Annotated in this window: 15 protein-coding genes and 1 pseudogene; 14 read left to right on the top strand and 2 right to left on the bottom strand. The window is 39.2% G+C overall.

Annotation, left to right across the window (positions count from 1 at the left end; genetic code table 11):
- Positions 1-1,137: methyl-accepting chemotaxis protein (locus CLLU_RS15230; protein ID WP_106010632.1), on the top strand; the 1,137-nt coding region annotated here is incomplete at its 5' end.
- 60 nt (positions 1,138-1,197) lie between these two features.
- Here CLLU_RS15230 and CLLU_RS15225 read toward each other — a convergent pair.
- Both CLLU_RS15225 and CLLU_RS15220 read right to left on the bottom strand, forming a co-directional pair.
- Positions 1,198-2,337 carry a Ger(x)C family spore germination protein gene (locus CLLU_RS15225; RefSeq protein ID WP_106010631.1) on the bottom strand — a complete coding sequence of 380 codons (1,140 nt, stop codon included), beginning with the start codon at positions 2,335-2,337 and terminating at the stop codon, positions 1,198-1,200.
- The gene (locus CLLU_RS15220; RefSeq protein WP_106010630.1) at positions 2,324-3,418 is read right to left on the bottom strand and encodes a GerAB/ArcD/ProY family transporter; all 1,095 of its coding nucleotides are present in this window, start codon (positions 3,416-3,418) and stop codon (positions 2,324-2,326) included. Before CLLU_RS15220 ends, CLLU_RS15225 begins: the two co-directional genes overlap by 14 nt.
- A 297-nt stretch (positions 3,419-3,715) precedes the next feature.
- Here CLLU_RS15220 and CLLU_RS15215 point away from each other — a divergent pair, with 297 nt between their 5' ends.
- The 13 genes and pseudogenes from CLLU_RS15215 (at position 3,716) to CLLU_RS15155 (ending at position 17,614) form a co-directional block, all read left to right on the top strand.
- Positions 3,716-4,120 carry a polysaccharide deacetylase family protein gene (locus CLLU_RS15215; protein WP_242977685.1) on the top strand — a complete coding sequence of 135 codons (405 nt, stop codon included), beginning with the start codon at positions 3,716-3,718 and terminating at the stop codon, positions 4,118-4,120.
- A 218-nt stretch (positions 4,121-4,338) separates the two neighbouring features.
- A pseudogene (locus CLLU_RS15210) lies at positions 4,339-5,121 on the top strand (DUF362 domain-containing protein); the annotation flags it as partial.
- Between the two features lie 362 nt (positions 5,122-5,483).
- A complete protein-coding gene (locus CLLU_RS15205; RefSeq protein WP_106010629.1) occupies positions 5,484-6,245 on the top strand; it encodes a nucleotide-binding protein in 762 nt (253 codons plus the stop codon).
- Positions 6,242-7,546 (top strand): nitrogenase component 1, encoded by a 1,305-nt coding sequence (locus CLLU_RS15200; protein WP_106010628.1) that lies wholly within the window; start codon positions 6,242-6,244, stop codon positions 7,544-7,546. The genes CLLU_RS15205 and CLLU_RS15200 overlap by 4 nt, the downstream gene beginning before the upstream one ends.
- Positions 7,547-8,599, top strand: coding sequence for a nitrogenase component 1 (locus CLLU_RS15195; protein WP_106010627.1), 1,053 nt, complete (start codon positions 7,547-7,549; stop codon positions 8,597-8,599).
- 6 nt (positions 8,600-8,605) lie between these two features.
- The gene (gene hypF, locus CLLU_RS15190; RefSeq protein WP_106010626.1) at positions 8,606-11,005 is read left to right on the top strand and encodes a carbamoyltransferase HypF; all 2,400 of its coding nucleotides are present in this window, start codon (positions 8,606-8,608) and stop codon (positions 11,003-11,005) included.
- On the top strand, positions 10,968-11,174 hold the full coding sequence (locus CLLU_RS15185; RefSeq protein WP_106010625.1) for a HypC/HybG/HupF family hydrogenase formation chaperone: 207 nt from the start codon (positions 10,968-10,970) through the stop codon (positions 11,172-11,174). Before hypF ends, CLLU_RS15185 begins: the two co-directional genes overlap by 38 nt.
- A complete protein-coding gene (gene hypD / locus CLLU_RS15180; RefSeq protein ID WP_106010624.1) occupies positions 11,174-12,232 on the top strand; it encodes a hydrogenase formation protein HypD in 1,059 nt (352 codons plus the stop codon). The genes CLLU_RS15185 and hypD overlap by 1 nt, the downstream gene beginning before the upstream one ends.
- Entirely contained in the window at positions 12,225-13,229 is a 1,005-nt protein-coding gene (gene hypE / locus CLLU_RS15175; RefSeq protein ID WP_106010623.1) for a hydrogenase expression/formation protein HypE, read from the top strand. The genes hypD and hypE overlap by 8 nt, the downstream gene beginning before the upstream one ends.
- Before the next feature lie 56 nt (positions 13,230-13,285).
- Entirely contained in the window at positions 13,286-14,062 is a 777-nt protein-coding gene (locus CLLU_RS15170; protein WP_106010622.1) for a nucleotide-binding protein, read from the top strand.
- Entirely contained in the window at positions 14,059-15,384 is a 1,326-nt protein-coding gene (locus CLLU_RS15165; protein WP_106010621.1) for a nitrogenase component 1, read from the top strand. The genes CLLU_RS15170 and CLLU_RS15165 overlap by 4 nt, the downstream gene beginning before the upstream one ends.
- Positions 15,381-16,514, top strand: a complete 1,134-nt coding sequence (locus tag CLLU_RS15160; protein WP_106010620.1) for a nitrogenase component 1 — start codon at positions 15,381-15,383, stop codon at positions 16,512-16,514. Before CLLU_RS15165 ends, CLLU_RS15160 begins: the two co-directional genes overlap by 4 nt.
- A gap of 164 nt (positions 16,515-16,678) precedes the next feature.
- Complete coding sequence (locus CLLU_RS15155; RefSeq protein ID WP_106010619.1) at positions 16,679-17,614, top strand: helix-turn-helix transcriptional regulator; 936 nt, start codon at positions 16,679-16,681, stop codon at positions 17,612-17,614.
- Positions 17,615-17,689 lie beyond the last annotated feature (75 nt).

Here is a 17,689-nt window from a genome sequence, read left to right as displayed (position 1 = left end):
ATATTAATAATTTTGGGATTATTGCTTGCAATACTAATAGGATTGTTTATTTCTAATGATATAAATAAAGTACTTAATATGATGCTTGATTTTGCACACAGATTTGAAAATTATGATTTATCTCACGATTATACGGTAACAAGAAAAGATGAATTTGGCCAGACTATAATTGCTGTTTCAAATGCTCAAAATAATATAAAAAAGCTTATTAAAAGCATAATGGAAAATTGTCAGGATATGAGTGCGTCCAGTGAAGAATTATCGGCTACTGTTGAGGAACTTTCTTCTAAGACTGAAGATATACAAAGTGCAGTAGATAATATTGTAGAAGGAGTTCAGGGAACAAGTGCATCAACTGAAGAGATTACAGCATCTATTGAAGAAGTTGATTCAAGTATTAGTGAACTTTCGCAAAAGTCTCTTGATGGAAGCAATAGTGCAAATCAGTCAAAAGAACATGCTTTAACTGTGCAGCAGAATGGCAGCAAAGCAATTGAAGAAACACAAAAGGTCTATAATGATAAGAGAGAAAAAATGTTAAAAGCAATTGAGGATGGCAAAGTTGTAGCAAATATAAAGGTTATGGCTGATACAATATCAGATATAGCAGAACAGACAAATTTACTTGCACTGAATGCAGCAATAGAAGCGGCGAGAGCCGGAGAAAAAGGGAAAGGTTTTGCTGTAGTTGCAGAAGAAGTCAGAAAACTAGCAGAACAGTCTTCTGAATCAGTAACTGGTATTCAGGATACTATTTCAAAGGTACAGGAAGCATTTAAAAATATTTCATTAAATGGTAGTGATATATTGAATTTCATACGTACAAATGTTGGTGAACAATTCACGGATTTTGGGAATATGGGAAACCAATACTACAATGAGGCTGAATTTGTAAGCAAGATGTCAGAGGAAATTGCAGCTATGTCGGAAGAACTGGCTGCAACTATAAATCAAGTAAGTGAGGCTATGCAAAGTATGGCAGAGACAGCTCAAAAATCATCAGAACATGCAGCTGTAATAAAAGGAAGTATAAATGAATCAAACCAGGGAATTGAGCAAGTAGCTAAAACTGCACAAATTCAAGCAGAAAATGCTCAAAAGCTTAATGAAATGGTACAAAAATTTAAATTAAATTAAAATATCTATATATATGATCTAATATTTTATTAGCGGCTTTTATGCAAAATATATAATAAATTATTTTTCAAAAGAGCCGCGTCCCCAGCTTTTTATGGACGTTTTTACATTTATATCTATACTGGAATTAAGCACTTCCCTGTTCCAATCCGTGTTGCTCCACCTTCCATATCTGGCTGCGGCATACTGGCCAAGCCCTATACAATCCATTTTATATTCATTTTTCATTTTATTTATAATCAAATAGCAATTCTTGCGTACTTTTTCATCAATTTTCTTTTCAAAGGCCCTTTTAACATCTTTATTTTTCGAGAGATCCCTGAAATAGGTGTTTGTAACTATATCTCCCTTTAATCTTAAATCTATTGTAAAATGAAGTTTACCATCAATTTTATCTACATGGACTTTTCTTGACGAATCCGCATAAAAGTCTGAATAATTTTTTGAAGTCTTTTGCAGGCTTACAATTCCGCGGCCTTTATCATTTCTCAGCAAGTTAAGCCACTTGCTGTCATCAAAATCTGATCTTGCCACCATACGTTCATCTTTAAACAAGGCCATCCCAGATACCTTTATACCATCATTGCCTATCTCAATATATGGTATTACAGGATTAACACCTTCGACGCGGAGAGAAGTATACAAATCTGTTATTTTTGTATTTTTTGGGAAAAAAGCATAATTGAACTCATTTTTCAGAAGTCCCTCTATAAAATCAGAGGAACTTGGATAGCCCTTTACTTTGTAGGAAAGCATATCTTTTGCCCTGCCTTTACATATTACAAAATAACCGGTATCATTTAACTGGGGATTTCTGAATAATATGTCCATTATCGGTCCTATTCCGTAAACAGCACTGTTTTCGCTTACTACATATACCTTCTCAAATCCCAGTATGCTCTGTTTGTCTGATATGGATTGTCTGTTCTCTCTTGTTGCACCTAAAGTTCTTGCAACACCATCCCTTATTGTACTGCTTATCCTGGTATTTTCACTGCTTTCACCTGACTCGTCGAATACATAGGCAGACAAAGGTACACTATACTCTATTGAATTGTCTGTCTTGCATTTAATATCTATACCTAATCCAGACACTATTTCAAGATTTTCAATTGAATCCGTACTTTCCATTCCCGTTATAAAAAACGAAAATATCATAATCATCAGCGGTATTATAATTAAAAATTTATTCTTTTTCATTTAGACCATCCTTCTTTATAAGTGCCATACAACATATTGTAGTCAGGTAGGCTATATTGAACAAAGTATATTTGGGAATTGCGAATTTTAAGAAAGCTCTCCGGGCTTCTTCATTTATGTAAGTAGAAGCTATTGCTGTCATAAGGGGATACATGACCAGGGACAGTTTCTTTATTGAAAACTTTTTAAGCAGATCCTGCAGGACAAATACTGAGGCAAAATAATTGTTGGAGATAGTTTTGAAATTTATTATGCTCCACATAAACATGTATACAAATCTGAAATTATTTATTATAGGCACTTCAATGGACTTGGTGGCCAGGAGCATTGCCCAGTAGGACTTTTTTATAAGGTCTATTCCACAGTAGTATATTGTCAAAAAAGTTGTAGATGCGTACAAAACTATAAGAAATAATGCTCCTTTTAACGCATAGCTCTTAAAATTTTTTCTGTCACTCAGCAAGGGGTATAGTAAAAAAATTATCTCCACTCCTCCATAGGAAAAACAGGATTCAGTACTGGCCCTGATCAGGGATTTAATATCAACTCCAAACAGTGGAAGAACATTTATGAGTTTTCCCTTGGCCAACGAAGCAATTGCAATAACGGAAATAATTACAGTGAATACAAAGATCACCTCATTTATATTTGCCAGAGGTTCTAGCCCGCTGCAGCTGGATACTGCTCCCAGAAACACCATAAATATAAGCAGCTTTACAGGTGGCATGAAATACATTATAAAAGTCGTCAGAAGGATGGTCAGTCCAGATGCAACAGCTGTAGTGTACAGTACAAAATTGAACATAAAAATCAGATTTAAAAAATTTCCGAGAAAGGTTCCCAAAAATTTTCTGCTCAGCTGCAATATGTTCTTATCCGGAAATCTCTTCTGCAGCATGCCGGCTATACATACCAGGTACAATGGATAAATTCCTCCGATAATAACCGAAATCCAGCCGCTTTGCCTGGCAATTTCAGTTACCTGGTTTGGAAGATTTATCAGTCCTACACCTACAGCAGAACCTGTTAAAATGCAAAGCAATTGATATGAAGTTATTTTACTTTCCGGGCTGTTCTGCATTAATGCTTCCCCCTAAATTTTTTGATTAAGTCTCACTGTCCATATTTGTTTGCAGATTTTCAACAACGCCTTCTCTTGGTTTTTTAACTGCGTACTCATATTGTATCTGCATTTTTCAAGACCATTGATGATTTTTGCATATTGTCATTTATGTCGAAATCATCTGTAAATATCACTGACTCATATTAGTTTTAGCTTGTTTTAGAGAGATTATACAAAGATACCTAATGGAATAATAGGCTTCATCATTATAAAAAGATATATAAAAGTTTAGATTCTTACATTAATGACTATAAGATGTGTAGAGATGTAATAAAAAATATAACAAATAAAGAGCCTATAAGCTATACTAGATTACCGGGAGGTTCAACTAATCTTGTAGCCAGTAAGAAAAACTTGACCTTAATAAAAGAGGCTTTAAATAATAAAGATATAAAATGTGTAGATTGGAATGTGTGTTCTGGAGATGCAGATAGTCATGAAGTGGCTGTTGAAAAAATAAAAAGAAACGTTGAAGATCAGTGTAAGAATAAAAAATTTGCGGTAGTACTTATGCATGACACTTATTATAAGCATTTTACAGTGGAATCATTGCCTGAAATAATAGCATACTTAAAAACACAGAAATTTACCTTTAGAACTTTTGAAGATTTAACGGAAACAGAGAAAAAAGAAATGATAAATCTTGGAATAATAAAATAAGTAAATAATATGAAGCAGGAATGAGTATGGATTTGTTTTCACATTAATTTCTATGACTATAAGAGAATCGTGAATTTATTTTTTCATTTTACAAAATTAAATTTATTAAACTATTGACCTAGAGTTAACTCTAGCTAGTATAATATTATTTAAGGAACGATGAATCAGAACGCTCCTTTTACACATACAACAATTTCAAAACAGGAGTGAATGAAAAAATGGAAAAAGCAAAAGTTTATTTTACAGATTTCCGTACGGTGGCTTTCGGAGACGGACTGCCCACTAAGCTTAAAAAATTAATCAAAAAGGCCGGTATTGGACAGATCGATATGGATGGCAAGTTTGTTGCTATTAAGATGCATTTTGGTGAGCTGGGGAACATCAGCTATCTTCGTCCCAATTATGCCAGGGCCGTGGCTGACGTAGTAAAAGAATTAGGTGGCAAGCCTTTTTTGACCGATTGTAATACCATGTATCCCGGCAGCCGAAAAAATGCCCTGGAACATTTAGAATGTGCATGGGAGAACGGCTTTACACCACTGACAGTAGGATGTCCTATTTTAATTGGAGATGGATTGAAGGGTACCGACGATATTGCAGTACCTGTAGCAGGAGGCGAATATGTAAAAGAAGCCAGAATCGGACGTGCCATTATGGATGCGGATGTGTTCATCAGTCTTACACATTTCAAGGGACATGAGATGACTGGTTTTGGCGGTACCATCAAAAATATCGGTATGGGTTGCGGTTCCCGTGCCGGGAAAACAGATCAGCACAGCAGTGGTAAGCCGCACATAGACCCAACACTGTGCCGTGGCTGCCGCAGATGCCAGCGGGAATGTGCCAACGGTGGTCTGGAGTTTGATACCATCAGCAAAAAGATGATGGTTAATCACGAAAACTGTGTCGGCTGCGGTCGATGCCTGGGTGCGTGCAATTTCGACGCCATTGTGTTTGACAATGATGCTGCCAATGCGCTGCTGAACTGCCGTATGGCGCAGCTGTTTGGACCATGCAGAGAAAATTGGTTTAGGTACTCGAGAATACGAGATAATAGTAGTCAAATGAATTAAGTAGGAGCTATAAGTTCTTGACAGCATGAATTTTCAGTGATAAACTGGATTTGTAAAAGTTTTAGAAAATGTCTGTTTGATATGTTGGTTAAAAATTAATATTTTTGTCACTCTGAAGCGAAGGTGTCCTGAGATAAAGAGCGGGCAGTAAAAAAGTAAATTTTGCGTTAATGCGTTATTTATATATTGTCACCGCATTTAAGCTCTTCCCAAACTTGGGAGGAGCTTTTTTATACGGAAAAAAGTCCGATATGTGACAATTATTAATGAAATTCATAGGGGGTTTAAAAGTGCTAAAAATAGCCATATACGGGAAAGGCGGTATTGGAAAATCTACAATTACCAGTAATTTGTCAGCGGCCTTTGCCCAGCTTGGGAAAAAGGTTATTCAGATAGGATGTGATCCTAAAGCAGATTCCAACATCAACTTGCTTGGAGGAGAATCATTGATGCCTGTGATGAATTACATGAGAGAATTTGACAGTGAGCCGGAAAAAATTGAGGATATTTCAAAAATAGGTTTTGGAGGTGTACTTTGCATAGAGACCGGAGGTCCTACACCAGGTCTGGGCTGTGCGGGCAGAGGCATTGTCACTACATTTAATCTGTTGGAAGAATTAGATCTCTTTGAAACATACAGACCTGACGTGGTGCTCTATGATGTTTTAGGTGATGTAGTCTGCGGTGGATTTGCAGCGCCTATTCGTGAAGGATATGCTGAAAAAGTACTCATCGTTACTTCAGGTGAAAAAATGGCTCTTTATGCAGCAAATAATATAAATAGTGCAGTTAAGAATTTTGAAGATAGGGGCTATGCAAAAGTACTTGGCATTGTACTTAATCATAGAAATGTTGAAAATGAAGATCAAAAAGTAAAAGAATTTGCAGAGTCAGCTGGTCTTCCAATTGTGGGGGATATTCCGAGAAGCGGGGATATCAATCGTTTTGAGGAAATGGGAAAGACAGTTATTGAAGGAGATCCTGATCTTCCGATAAGTCAGCACTTTTTTAACTTAGCAAAATTATTGCTTGAAGGTGAGGAGATGAAATGAAAAAAGAGCCCTATTACATTACAGCAGAAAATTTAGCTGCAGCAGGTAAGGATAATATTCCTGCAGAACTTGTTTCAAATACTCATTTGATTTACAGTTCACCGGCAACTCTTTCTTTTAATTCACCTGGTGCCCGGGGATTTGGAGTCAAGCGTGCAGGACTGGCAATACCAGGGTCGGTTATGCTTTTAGTGGCTCCTGGATGCTGTGGCAGAAATACAACCACATTAAGTGAACTGGGCGGATACAGTGAGAGAATGTTCTATCTTATAATGGATGAAACTGATATTGTCACTGGAGCTCATTTGAGGAATATTCCAAAGGCAGTGGAGGAGATCTGTAAGTGTATGCCGGTTATGCCGTCAGTGGTTATGATCTGTATTACCTGTGTTGATGCACTTTTGGGAACAGATATGGAGCGTGTCTGCAGAAAGGCCATGGACAGGGTGAATATTCCTGTACTGCCCTGCTACATGTATGCGTTGACGAGAGAAGGGCGCAAGCCTCCTATGGTACATGTAAGGCAGTCTATTTATTCATTGCTGGAGCCTATGAAAAAGAAGATGGATACAGTCAATATACTGGGATATTTTGCTCCGCTTATGGAGGATTGTGAGCTGTATAATTTGCTGCATCATATTGGCATGAAGAAAATAAATGAAATTTCCCGCTGCAGAGACTTTGATGAATATATACATATGGCAGAGGCCAATTTCAATCTGGTATTGAATCCGGAAGCAAGACTTGCAGCACAGGATATTATGAAACGGCTGAATATTCCGTCGGCAGAGCTTGTAAGGCTATATCAGATAGATAAAATACAGAATCAGTACCGGATTTTCACCAGGGCTATTGGTACAAGCTTTGAGGATCAAAAATATTATGACGAAGCAGAGAAAGCCATAGGGGAATTCAAGGCTGTTTATCCTGATGTAATCTTTGCGATAGGTGAGGCTATGAATGGCAATCCTTTTGAGCTGTCTCTGGCACTTATAAGATATGGATTCAAGGTAGCCGAAATATATGCCAGTCCTGCTGCTGAAGATTTTGTCTATGTTAGAAAAATTGCCGGACTGAGTCCTAGGACCAGGGTCTATTCCAACCTGGAGCCTACCATGCTTTATTATGACTGCAGTGAAGAAAAGGTTGATATAACTATTGGCAGTGATGCGCATTACTATCATCCTGGTTGTGCAAATGTACCATGGAATCAGGAGATTCAGCCATTCGGGTATGCTGGTGTGAAGAAATTATTTGAAGAACTGAAACATTCATTGGATTGTTTTGACAAGGAGGCATAAATGAAAGGATTAAGAAAATATATACCACCTTTTGCACCAGATCAGTCTGGTGCGGCAGCTGTTCTCTATAATCTGGGCGGAATTATAGTTATCTGTGATGCAGGGGGATGTGCCGGTAATGTGTGTGGGTTTGACGAACCCAGATGGGCTCTAGGAAAAAGCAGCATTTTTAGTGCCGGCCTTCGTGATATGGATGCTATACTGGGGCGTGATGACAGGCTTGTGGCAAAACTGGCGGATACGGCTAAAAAGATTGAAGCCAAATTTGCAGCAGTGATAGGAACTCCAGTACCTTCGGTTATCGCCACCGATTACAATGCAATAAGGAGAATGGCGGAAAAAAAGCTTCAAATACCTGTTATTACTATAGAGACCACAGGTATGGATTTGTATGATGCGGGAGCTGAAAAAGCCTACCTTAAAATTTTCAAAACCTTTGCAAAAGATGGTTTGAAGGTGGAGCGTGAAAACGTCGGTGTAATTGGAGCAATTCCACTTGATGTAAGTGATTTAAAAGCTGCAGATAAAATAGAAGCTGCACTGAAGGCCGGGGGGTTTAAAAATGTCTGCTGCTATGGTATGGGAGCGGATTTGTCAGAGGTAGAAGCTGCCGGGAGTGCTGCTAAAAATATAGTGGTGTCTCCTGCCGGATTGAAGGCTGCACGGTATTTAAAGCAAAGGTTCGGAACGCCCTATGAAGCTGCTTATCCACTGATTGGAGACATACTGCAGGATGAAGTGAGAGAACAGTTTAAAAATTTTGAAGGTAAAAAGGTTTTGATAATACATCAGCAGGTGATAGCAAATTCCATCAGAGATGAAATAATTAAAAATGTCAATTCATATATAACAGTTGCTTCCTGGTTTATGTTAAAGGAGGAATTGAAACAGGCTGGAGATATTTCTCTTAAAGAAGAGGATCAGTTTGTGAACCTGGTTGAACAGGGGAATTATGATGTGATTGTAGGAGACAACATATTGAAACGTGCAATACCTGATTTCAGGGGAAGATATGTGGACATACCACATTTTGCAGTTTCAGGAAAGATGTGATATGAGATGGAGGAGTATAAAACGCTTTTGATCAGAGTCTACGGTATTGTCCAGGGAGTGGGTTTCAGACCTACAGTGAGCCGGCATGCAGATAAAAACCATATACAGGGAAGTGTCTGCAACAAGGGACCTTATGTGGAAATATGGGCTCAGGGAAGTGAAAATAAATTAAAGGACTTTCTCAAGGATTTAAAATACAATCCACCAAAGCGTTCATCAATATTGAAAATCGATGTTCATGAAGTGAAAGAGTCCAAAAAATTTAAGGGTTTTGAAATCATTGAAAGCAAACATGAGCAGGGTGAGATTTTTGTATCTCCGGATATTGCCGTCTGTCCTGAATGTATAAAAGAACTTTTCGACAAGAACAACAGGCGGTATCTTCATCCCTTTATAAACTGCACATGCTGTGGACCAAGGCTTACTATTTTAGATTCCATGCCTTATGACCGTGTACGCACCAGTATGAGTGAATTTCCCATGTGTCCGGAATGTGAATATGAATACACCCATACGGAGACGCGGAGGTATGATGCACAGCCCGTGTGCTGCAATGAATGCGGACCTGAGGTTTACTTGATTGGAAGAAATGAGAGAGGAAAAGCTGCAATTACTTATACAAGAAAAATAATCCAGGAGGGGGGAATTGCAGCTATAAAGGGAATTGGAGGCTTCCATCTCTGCTGTGACGCTGGAAACAAGGAAGCGGTGCAGCGGCTCAGGACGTTGAAGAAGAGACCGGCAAAGCCCTTTGCAGTTATGATGCGGGACATGGAAACTGCAGAACGTGAATGTGAAGTTACAGAAGTTCAAAAAGAAGTACTGGATGGACATCAGAAGCCAATTATACTTCTTAAAAGAAAAAGAGGTGGAAGGGTGTGTGATGCTGTGGCACCTGACAATCCAAGGATTGGGGCCATGCTCCCCTATGCTCCTGTCCAGCTTTTAATATTTACATATGAGGATGATATAGTCATGCCGGATTGCCTGGTCATGACCAGCGGAAATATATCAGGTGCACCCATATGCAGAGATGACAATGATGCGGTGGCAGAATTGTCAAAGATGTGTGATGTTATATTGTCACATAACAGGATGATCCGTATTCGTGCAGATGATTCGGTTATGGATTTCTTTGAAGGTAAACCTTATATGATAAGGCGTTCCAGAGGATATGCACCACTACCCTTTATGCTTTCCAGTGGCTTCAGAGGGGAAGTGCTGGCAGTTGGCGGTGAACTCAAGAATACTTTTTGCATAGGTAAAAATGATCTGTTTTATCAGTCTCCCTATGTGGGTGACATGGAAGATCTAAGAACAGTAAAAGCTTTGAAGGAGTCCATTGCAAGACTGGAAACTCTGCTTGAGATCAGCCCGACCATTGTGGCCTGTGATATGCATCCCAGGTACAATACCACTTATGTGGCACAGGAAATTGGAATCCCTGTTTTGAAGGTTCAGCATCATTATGCACATATACTGTCCTGTATGGCCGAAAATGATTATCCCGGGCCGGTTATAGGCGTTTCCCTCGACGGAACGGGATATGGAACAGACGGCACCATCTGGGGCGGGGAATTGTTAAAAGCTGGTTATGATGGATTTGACAGACTGGGCAGTATAAAACCTTTTGTCCAGGTCGGCGGTGACATATCCGCTAGGGAGGGCTGGCGGATTGCAGTGTCTATGATCCATGGTATATATAAGGACAGAACAGAGGCAGCTGAAATTGTAAAAAAACTTAAATTGTGTGATAAAAAAAACTGCAGTGTTCAGTTTATGATGGCTGACAACAGAATAAACAGCATAATATCCACAAGTACAGGACGACTGTTTGATGCCGTAAGTGCTGTCTTGAATATTAGAAAACAGTCGTCTTTTGAAGGTGAAGCTTCCACTGCTCTTGAATTTGCAGCAGAAGCCTATGAAGAAAAATATGATGTCCATGGCAGCGAGAGCAGGATTTCCGATGTGGATAATATTCAACTTCCGGGTCTTGTTTGTAAAAATTCAGATGGACAGTTGATTCTGGCAACTGATATTTTGGTGAAAAAAATCATAGAGGGAATTTTAGCTGGGAAAGATGTACAGATGCTTGCTTATTTTTTCCATAAGAAATTATCGGAAATGATTGCAGCCGGATGTGTACGTGCTTCTCAAAGCACTGGAATCAATACCATGGCATTAAGCGGCGGAGTATATCAAAACCGGCTGCTGCTGAAAATGACTGTGAATTCTTTGAGAAAACTTGGATTTAGAGTTTTAACCCATAGCTTGCTGCCGCCCAATGACGGCGGGATTGCACTGGGGCAGGCAGCAGCAGCAATGAAATATATAAACAGATTGAAAAAGGGAGAGGAGTATGACTATGTGTGTAGGTTTGCCGGCAAAAGTCGTGAAGATTAAGGAAGGAATGGCACTCATTGATGCTTCAGGAGCAAAAAGAGAAGTATCCGCAGAATTGATCGATGAATTGGAACCAGGAGATTATGTTATGGTTCATGCAGGAATTGCCATTTCTAAAATTACCAATGATGATAAAAGTGAAACAGACAAAATCATGGAGGAATTATAATGGCTGAGGAGATAAAAAAAACCGCAAAGGAGATTATTGAATCCTACAGTGGACCCAGAATTCGAATTATGGAGGTCTGTGGAACTCATACTCATGAGATATTCAGGCTGGGAATCAGGAAGATCCTGCCGGAAAATATTGAACTGATATCAGGACCGGGATGTCCGGTTTGTGTTACCGATGTTGGTTTTATTGATGAAGCGGTTATACTGGCTCTTGATCGTAATGCAACAATATGTACCTTCGGGGATCTGGTGAGAGTGCCGGGTTCGGAAATGAGCCTGGCGGGGGTCAGAGCAAAAGGCGGGAGAGTTCAAATAGTATATTCTCCTATTGATGCCTATGAGTATGCCAAAAAGCATCTGGAGGAGCAGGTAGTATTCTTATCTGTGGGATTTGAGACAACTACACCTGCCAGCTGCCTGGCGGTGAAAAAGGCAAAAGGTGCAGGGCTTACAAATTTTGCACTGCTTACGGCAAATAAAACCATGCCGGAAGCATATATGGCCATGAAGGACAGTGCAGATGCATTTTTATATCCAGGTCATGTACATGCCATTACAGGTACAAAGCTCTGTGAGAACCTGGCTGAAGAAGGCATCAGCGGAGTAGTGACAGGTTTTACTGCAAATGAAATCATGACGGCACTTGCCGTAGTGATCACAAGATTACGTAAGGGGGGCAGTTTCTTTGAAAATTGTTACCCCAGAGTTGTGACACAGGAAGGCAGCAAAGCAGCTCAAAGTATTGTATCTGAAATCATGGAGGCCTGTGATTCTGAATGGAGAGGCCTTGGTGTTATTGAAAATTCAGGTCTTAAATTGAAAGAAGCTTATAGGGAGTTTGATGCCAGAATCAAGTTCCATCTACCAGAGGTAAAAGGAAGAAGCAACCCGGCGTGCTGCTGTGGTGATGTGCTGCAGGGGAAATGCAGACCGTCGGATTGCAGTGTATTTGGCAAAGCATGTACACCACTGCATCCTGTTGGAGCCTGTATGGTATCCAATGAAGGTGCATGTTCGGCATATTATCAGTATGGAGGAAATGTAAATGGATAAAACAGTTACACTGGCTCATGGAGCCGGAGGAAAACAAACATCGGAATTGATAGATCAGGTTTTTAGATCTCACTTTTCCAATCCTGATCTGACAGCGGATGATGCTGCAGTATTGAACATCAATGGAGATAAGCTGGCATTTACAACAGATGGATTTATTGTTTCTCCCTGGGAATTTCCGGGTGGGAATATTGGCAAATTGAGTATCTGCGGCACAGTAAACGACCTGTCCTGTATGGGAGCAAGGCCACTTTATCTATCCTGTGCTTTTGTAATTGAAGAAGGCTTTCCAATGGACAATTTAGAGAAAATTGCAGCAGCTATGGAGAAGACCGCAGGAGAAGCAGGGGTCAAAATAGCGGCGGGAGATACAAAAGTGGCCGGGAAAGGACAAGTTGACGGTGTATTTATAACAACAACAGGTATAGGACGAATCATGGATGGTGTCAATACCTCAGGATTTAATGCAAAACCCGGTGATGCAATTATTGCAACCGGTGATATAGGACGGCATGGATGTACTGTCCTGCTGGCACGAAATGAGTTCGGAATTGACGCAGATGTAGCCAGTGACTGTGCCCCGTTGTGGGAAACAGTAAAATCCATGCTCCATGTGTCAAAAGATATTCATGTAATCAGAGATGCTACACGGGGAGGTGTAGGAACGGTATTATATGAAATTGCAGAGCAGAGCAAAGTTGGAATCAGACTGAATTCAAACAGTATACCGGTAGCAGAGGCCGTAAAAGGTGTATGCGGCATGCTGGGGCTGGAACCATTATATCTTGCCTGTGAGGGAAGGCTTGTGGTTTTTGCCCCGAAAGAAATTGCACCAGAGCTTGTTGATATATTACGTAAAGGTAAATATTCTTCAAATGCAGCTATTATCGGCCAGGTAACTCAAGACATGCCAGGGCGTGTTATTGTAAAAACGGAAATTGGTGCTGAAACATTGCTGCCGCCTCCCGGGGGAGAACTGCTTCCGAGAATATGCTGATAAGCAGAACGGTAAAAGGTGAATACCAGTAAATTGGAATGTGGAGGAAACATATTATGATTAAAATTGCAGTGTATGGAAAAGGCGGCATTGGAAAGTCTACAACAGTTTCTAACATATCAGCTGCACTTTCTGAAGAAGGAATAAAAGTCATGCAGATTGGATGCGATCCTAAAGCTGATTCCACAGTTTCACTTCATCAACAAACGAAGGTGAATACTGTACTTGAACTTGTAAGGGCCAGCAGAGTGAACAAAAAAAATTTTACTTTGGAAGACATGGTGACAGTTGGGTACAATGGTGTAATATGTGTAGAAGCAGGTGGACCAAATCCAGGATTGGGCTGTGCAGGCAGGGGAATTATAGCAGCCCTGGAAAAATTGAAAGAAAAGGGTGCTTATGAAGCATATAAACCTGATGTAGTGATATATGATGTATTGGGTGATGTGGTGTGCGGAGGATTTTCCATGCCCATGCGCAGGGGTTATGCGGACAAGGTATTTATTATAACCTCCGGGGAAAACATGGCTATTCATGCAGCAGCCAATATTGCAATGGCCATAGATAACTTTAAGAACAGAGGCTACGCAGGTCTCGGAGGTCTTATTTTAAACAGGAGAAATGTGAAAAATGAATATGAGAAAGTAAAGGAATTGGCAGAGGATTTTAACTCGAAAATAGTTGGCACTCTTGACAGGTGTGATGTAGTTCAGGAAGCAGAAGCCTTGAACAAGACAGTAATAGAAGCATTTCCGGGAAGTGATATGGCAAAACAGTATAGAAAGCTGGCAGAGATTGTAATGAAAATATGTGGAAAGGAGATATCAAGATGATAAAGGTATCAGGGCGTGTTGATGAAACAGGTGCCTGCACTGCAATAAAAGATGCTGCATTTCCAGCACCCTTTGTATCCGGCCTTGAATATGGAGCTCCTGCGAGAGGGACGTGGAATATAGTTCATATTGGAATGCTTATTCCAGAATCACATCAGATATATGTATGTGCGGCAAACTGTTTAAGAGGTGTTGTCCTTACGGCAGAAGAAATGGGAGCTGCTGACAGACTCTCAACTATAGCTGTACAGGAGAACAATGTACTGGAAGGTGATATGGAAGAACTTATCATTGAAGGTGTATCTGATATACTTGAAAAACTTCCGCAGAGGCCTGCTGCAGTTCTGGTGTATACTGTATGCATACATCATTTTATGGGGTGCGATCTGGGCCTGGTTTATGATGAACTGGGAAGAAGGTATCCAGAGGTGGCTTTTGCAGACTGCTATATGAATCCCATTATGAGAAAGAGCGGACTGACACCGGATCAGACAATGAGGCGTCAGCTGTACAGCATCCTTCAGCCGCTGGAGATTGACAGAAAAAGCATCAATATTATCGGTAACAATGTTCCTACGGATGAAAGCAGCGAGCTTATACGGATTATCCGTGAAAATGGATATGAACTGAAGGATATTACTCTCTGCAAAACCTATGATGAATATCTTGCTATGGCTGAAAGCGGTGTTAATATATCCTGTCTGCCTGCCGCAATACCAGCTGGAGATTATCTGAAAGAAAAATTAGGACAGGAGCATTTGCATCTGCCGCTTTGCTATGGATTTGATGAGATAACTGAAAACTTGAACACATTGAATGAATATCTGGGATTTGGGCCAAAAGAATACGAGGATGAAAAATCAGCAGCCTTAAATGCTTTAAAAGAAGCAAAAAAGGTAATTGGCGGTGCAAAGATTTCCATAGATTATACAGCTGTTCCAAGACCAGCCGGATTGGCACGATTACTTTCAGAAAATGGATTTTATGTGGACAGGTTGTATGTGGATTCATTTACAGAATGGGACAAAACAGATTTCGATTGGCTTGTAAAAAACAAGCCTGAGATTAAAGTGTATGCTACAGTGCATGCAAAGATGCGTATATTGGATAGAAGATGCAGTGAGAAAAGCCTTGCCATAGGACAAAAGGCTGCCTATTTTACAGGAAGCAGATATTTTGTAAATATAGTAGAAGGCGGTGGAATGTATGGTTTTGATGGAATTGTCAAATTGGCCGGACTTATGAAAGAAGCTTTTATGCGTCCGAAAAATGTACGTCAGCTTATACAAATGAAAGGATTGGGGTGTGATTGCTGCTTATGAAACAGACTTCGGCATTTATTTCAACATACACTGCAGATGTGTCAGGCGTGTGTTCCGCATTGTATGAATTGGGCGGAATGACTGTAATGCACGATGCATCAGGATGTAATTCAACATACAATACCCATGACGAGCCCCGCTGGTATGATATGGACAGCATGGTGTACATTACAGGGCTTTCCGAGATGGAAGCCATCATGGGCGACGATGAAAAATTAATACAGGATGTTGTCAGTGCGGCAAATGATCTGCATCCTAAATTCATAGCCATTGCAGGTACTCCTATTCCAATGATGATAGGTACGGATTTTCGTGCCATTGCAGAATTGATTGAGAATCAAACTGGAATTCCATCATTTGGTATCCAGACGAATGGAATGCACTCTTATCTATGTGGATCCGGGCAGGCTTTTGTTGAAATAGCAAAACGATTTACCACGGCAGGTATACCTAAAAGAACAAAAAGTGTAAATGTACTTGGGGCCACTCCTTTAGATTATTCTGTAAACGGCAGTATAGACAGCATTAGAATCAGATTGACCGAAGCCGGCTTCCAGGTTTTATCAGTATGGGCAATGGGAAGTACACTGGAGGAAATTAAACAGGCTGGATCTGCAGAAGTGAATCTGGTTGTTTCCTACAGTGGATTGGCAGCTGCAAAAGAACTGCAGAGAAAGTTTGGTACCCCCTATGTTGTGGGCGTCCCTATGGGAGATCAGTTTGCAGCTGTGGTGATGAAAGCACTGGACAGGGCAATTGATACAGGAAAATCACAGACTGCGTATGATAAACGAACTATCTGCGGCGGCGGCACAGTTATTATTGGAGAAAGCATCTATTCGGAATCATTGGCTGCAGCCCTTGCACTTGAAAGAAAAATAAAGGTTAGAGTTTTATGCCCTCTGGAAACAGAATCCGATTTGTTATTATCTGGGGATATTCAGGCAGAAGATGAAGACAGCCTTATGCTGCATCTGCAAAATGCCGAAACTGTGATTGCAGACCCTATTTATCGAAGAATTATTCAGCCTGGTGCCAGATTCATATCACTTCCCCATGAAGCTTTTTCAGGCAGAATTTACAGAAAAGACATTCCGGATTTGGTCAACAATATAGATATGATAAAGTAAGTTCTGAAAATATAGATGACAAGATCGGCCTTATGAAAATAAAGATTTACCTATTTGGGGTTATTGCCGGGATGGAAACTAAAATTTTAGCTCACAATCTATGTTATTTCACAAATACAATCTAATATAGAATATAAATAAAAAATATTTAGGGAGCTGGCAATATGAGTAAATTTTCTAATTTATTAGATATGATAATACTTTTAAAAAGTAGGGGTAAGATGAAATGCAAAGATATAGCTGAAGAATTAGAAGTGGATGAAAGACAAGTGAGAAAATATAAACAGGATCTTGAACTAGCTGGAGTAAATATAACTTCCACGACAGGTATAGATGGCGGATATAGACTAGATGGATACGACTATCTATTAAATTTAAATATAAAGCCAGAGGATTTGGCTGTGCTGAATTTAGCTAATCTTCAATTGAAAAGTATGAAATTTCCATATTATAAAGAGTTTAATATTTTAACAGATAAAATAAGCACTGTGGATAGATCTAATAATAAAAGGTGTATCCAATATTTTGAAAAGTCTGCTAGAGAAAACATAAATATGAAATATAAAAAGGAAACGCTTGATATAAATTATGCAGTAATAACTCAAAGAAAAGTATATATTGAATATTTTTCTTTGAGTTCTGGACTAAGTAGTAGAACAATACATCCATATGCTATTGTAAGCTACAAAAATTCTCTTTATATAATAGCTTTTTGTGAAAAGAGGAACGAAATAAGGGATTTTAAAATATCTAGAATTAAAGAGCATAAAGTATTGAACTCTAAATTTGAGATGGATAAAAAATTTTCATTAAAAGAATATATGAAAAATAGTTTCGGAATTTATAGAGATGATAAATTAAACTTAAAATTATGTATTTATAAACCAATGTCGTATATAGTAAGTGAAAAAATTTGGGTTGAAAACCAAAAAATCATTTGGAATGATGATGAGTCCATAATATTTGAAGCAATAATGTCAGGAAAAACGGAAATAGTTAGCTGGATATTAAGTATGGGAAGTAATGCGAAAGTTTTAGGGCCGGGAGAACTTAAAAAAACAATAAAAGAAGAAATTGATAAAATAATAAAGTATTATTGAAATTTTTAAATAAATTTTATATTATGTGTGTTGATGCTGATTACAATTATTTAATGTGATCAGTATTTTTTTACC

The sequence above is a fragment of the Clostridium luticellarii genome (assembly GCF_002995845.1).
GTDB lineage: Bacteria > Bacillota > Clostridia > Clostridiales > Clostridiaceae > Clostridium_B > Clostridium_B luticellarii.
Note: the sequence above shows the minus strand (reverse complement) of the source record. Positions and strands in the feature narration are given on the sequence as shown.

What these genes read in the sequence shown, in the direction of transcription:
- CLLU_RS15225 (WP_106010631.1), bottom strand. Translation starts at nt 2,337, where the DNA reads ATGAAAAAGAATAAATTTTTAATTATAATACCGCTGATGATTATGATA.
- CLLU_RS15220 (WP_106010630.1), bottom strand. Translation starts at nt 3,418, where the DNA reads ATGCAGAACAGCCCGGAAAGTAAAATAACTTCATATCAATTGCTTTGC.
- CLLU_RS15215 (WP_242977685.1), top strand. Translation starts at nt 3,716, where the DNA reads ATGTGTAGAGATGTAATAAAAAATATAACAAATAAAGAGCCTATAAGC.
- CLLU_RS15200 (WP_106010628.1), top strand. Translation starts at nt 6,242, where the DNA reads ATGAAAAAAGAGCCCTATTACATTACAGCAGAAAATTTAGCTGCAGCA.
- CLLU_RS15195 (WP_106010627.1), top strand. Translation starts at nt 7,547, where the DNA reads ATGAAAGGATTAAGAAAATATATACCACCTTTTGCACCAGATCAGTCT.
- hypF (WP_106010626.1), top strand. Translation starts at nt 8,606, where the DNA reads ATGGAGGAGTATAAAACGCTTTTGATCAGAGTCTACGGTATTGTCCAG.
- CLLU_RS15185 (WP_106010625.1), top strand. Translation starts at nt 10,968, where the DNA reads ATGTGTGTAGGTTTGCCGGCAAAAGTCGTGAAGATTAAGGAAGGAATG.
- hypD (WP_106010624.1), top strand. Translation starts at nt 11,174, where the DNA reads ATGGCTGAGGAGATAAAAAAAACCGCAAAGGAGATTATTGAATCCTAC.
- hypE (WP_106010623.1), top strand. Translation starts at nt 12,225, where the DNA reads ATGGATAAAACAGTTACACTGGCTCATGGAGCCGGAGGAAAACAAACA.
- CLLU_RS15170 (WP_106010622.1), top strand. Translation starts at nt 13,286, where the DNA reads ATGATTAAAATTGCAGTGTATGGAAAAGGCGGCATTGGAAAGTCTACA.
- CLLU_RS15165 (WP_106010621.1), top strand. Translation starts at nt 14,059, where the DNA reads ATGATAAAGGTATCAGGGCGTGTTGATGAAACAGGTGCCTGCACTGCA.
- CLLU_RS15160 (WP_106010620.1), top strand. Translation starts at nt 15,381, where the DNA reads ATGAAACAGACTTCGGCATTTATTTCAACATACACTGCAGATGTGTCA.
- CLLU_RS15155 (WP_106010619.1), top strand. Translation starts at nt 16,679, where the DNA reads ATGAGTAAATTTTCTAATTTATTAGATATGATAATACTTTTAAAAAGT.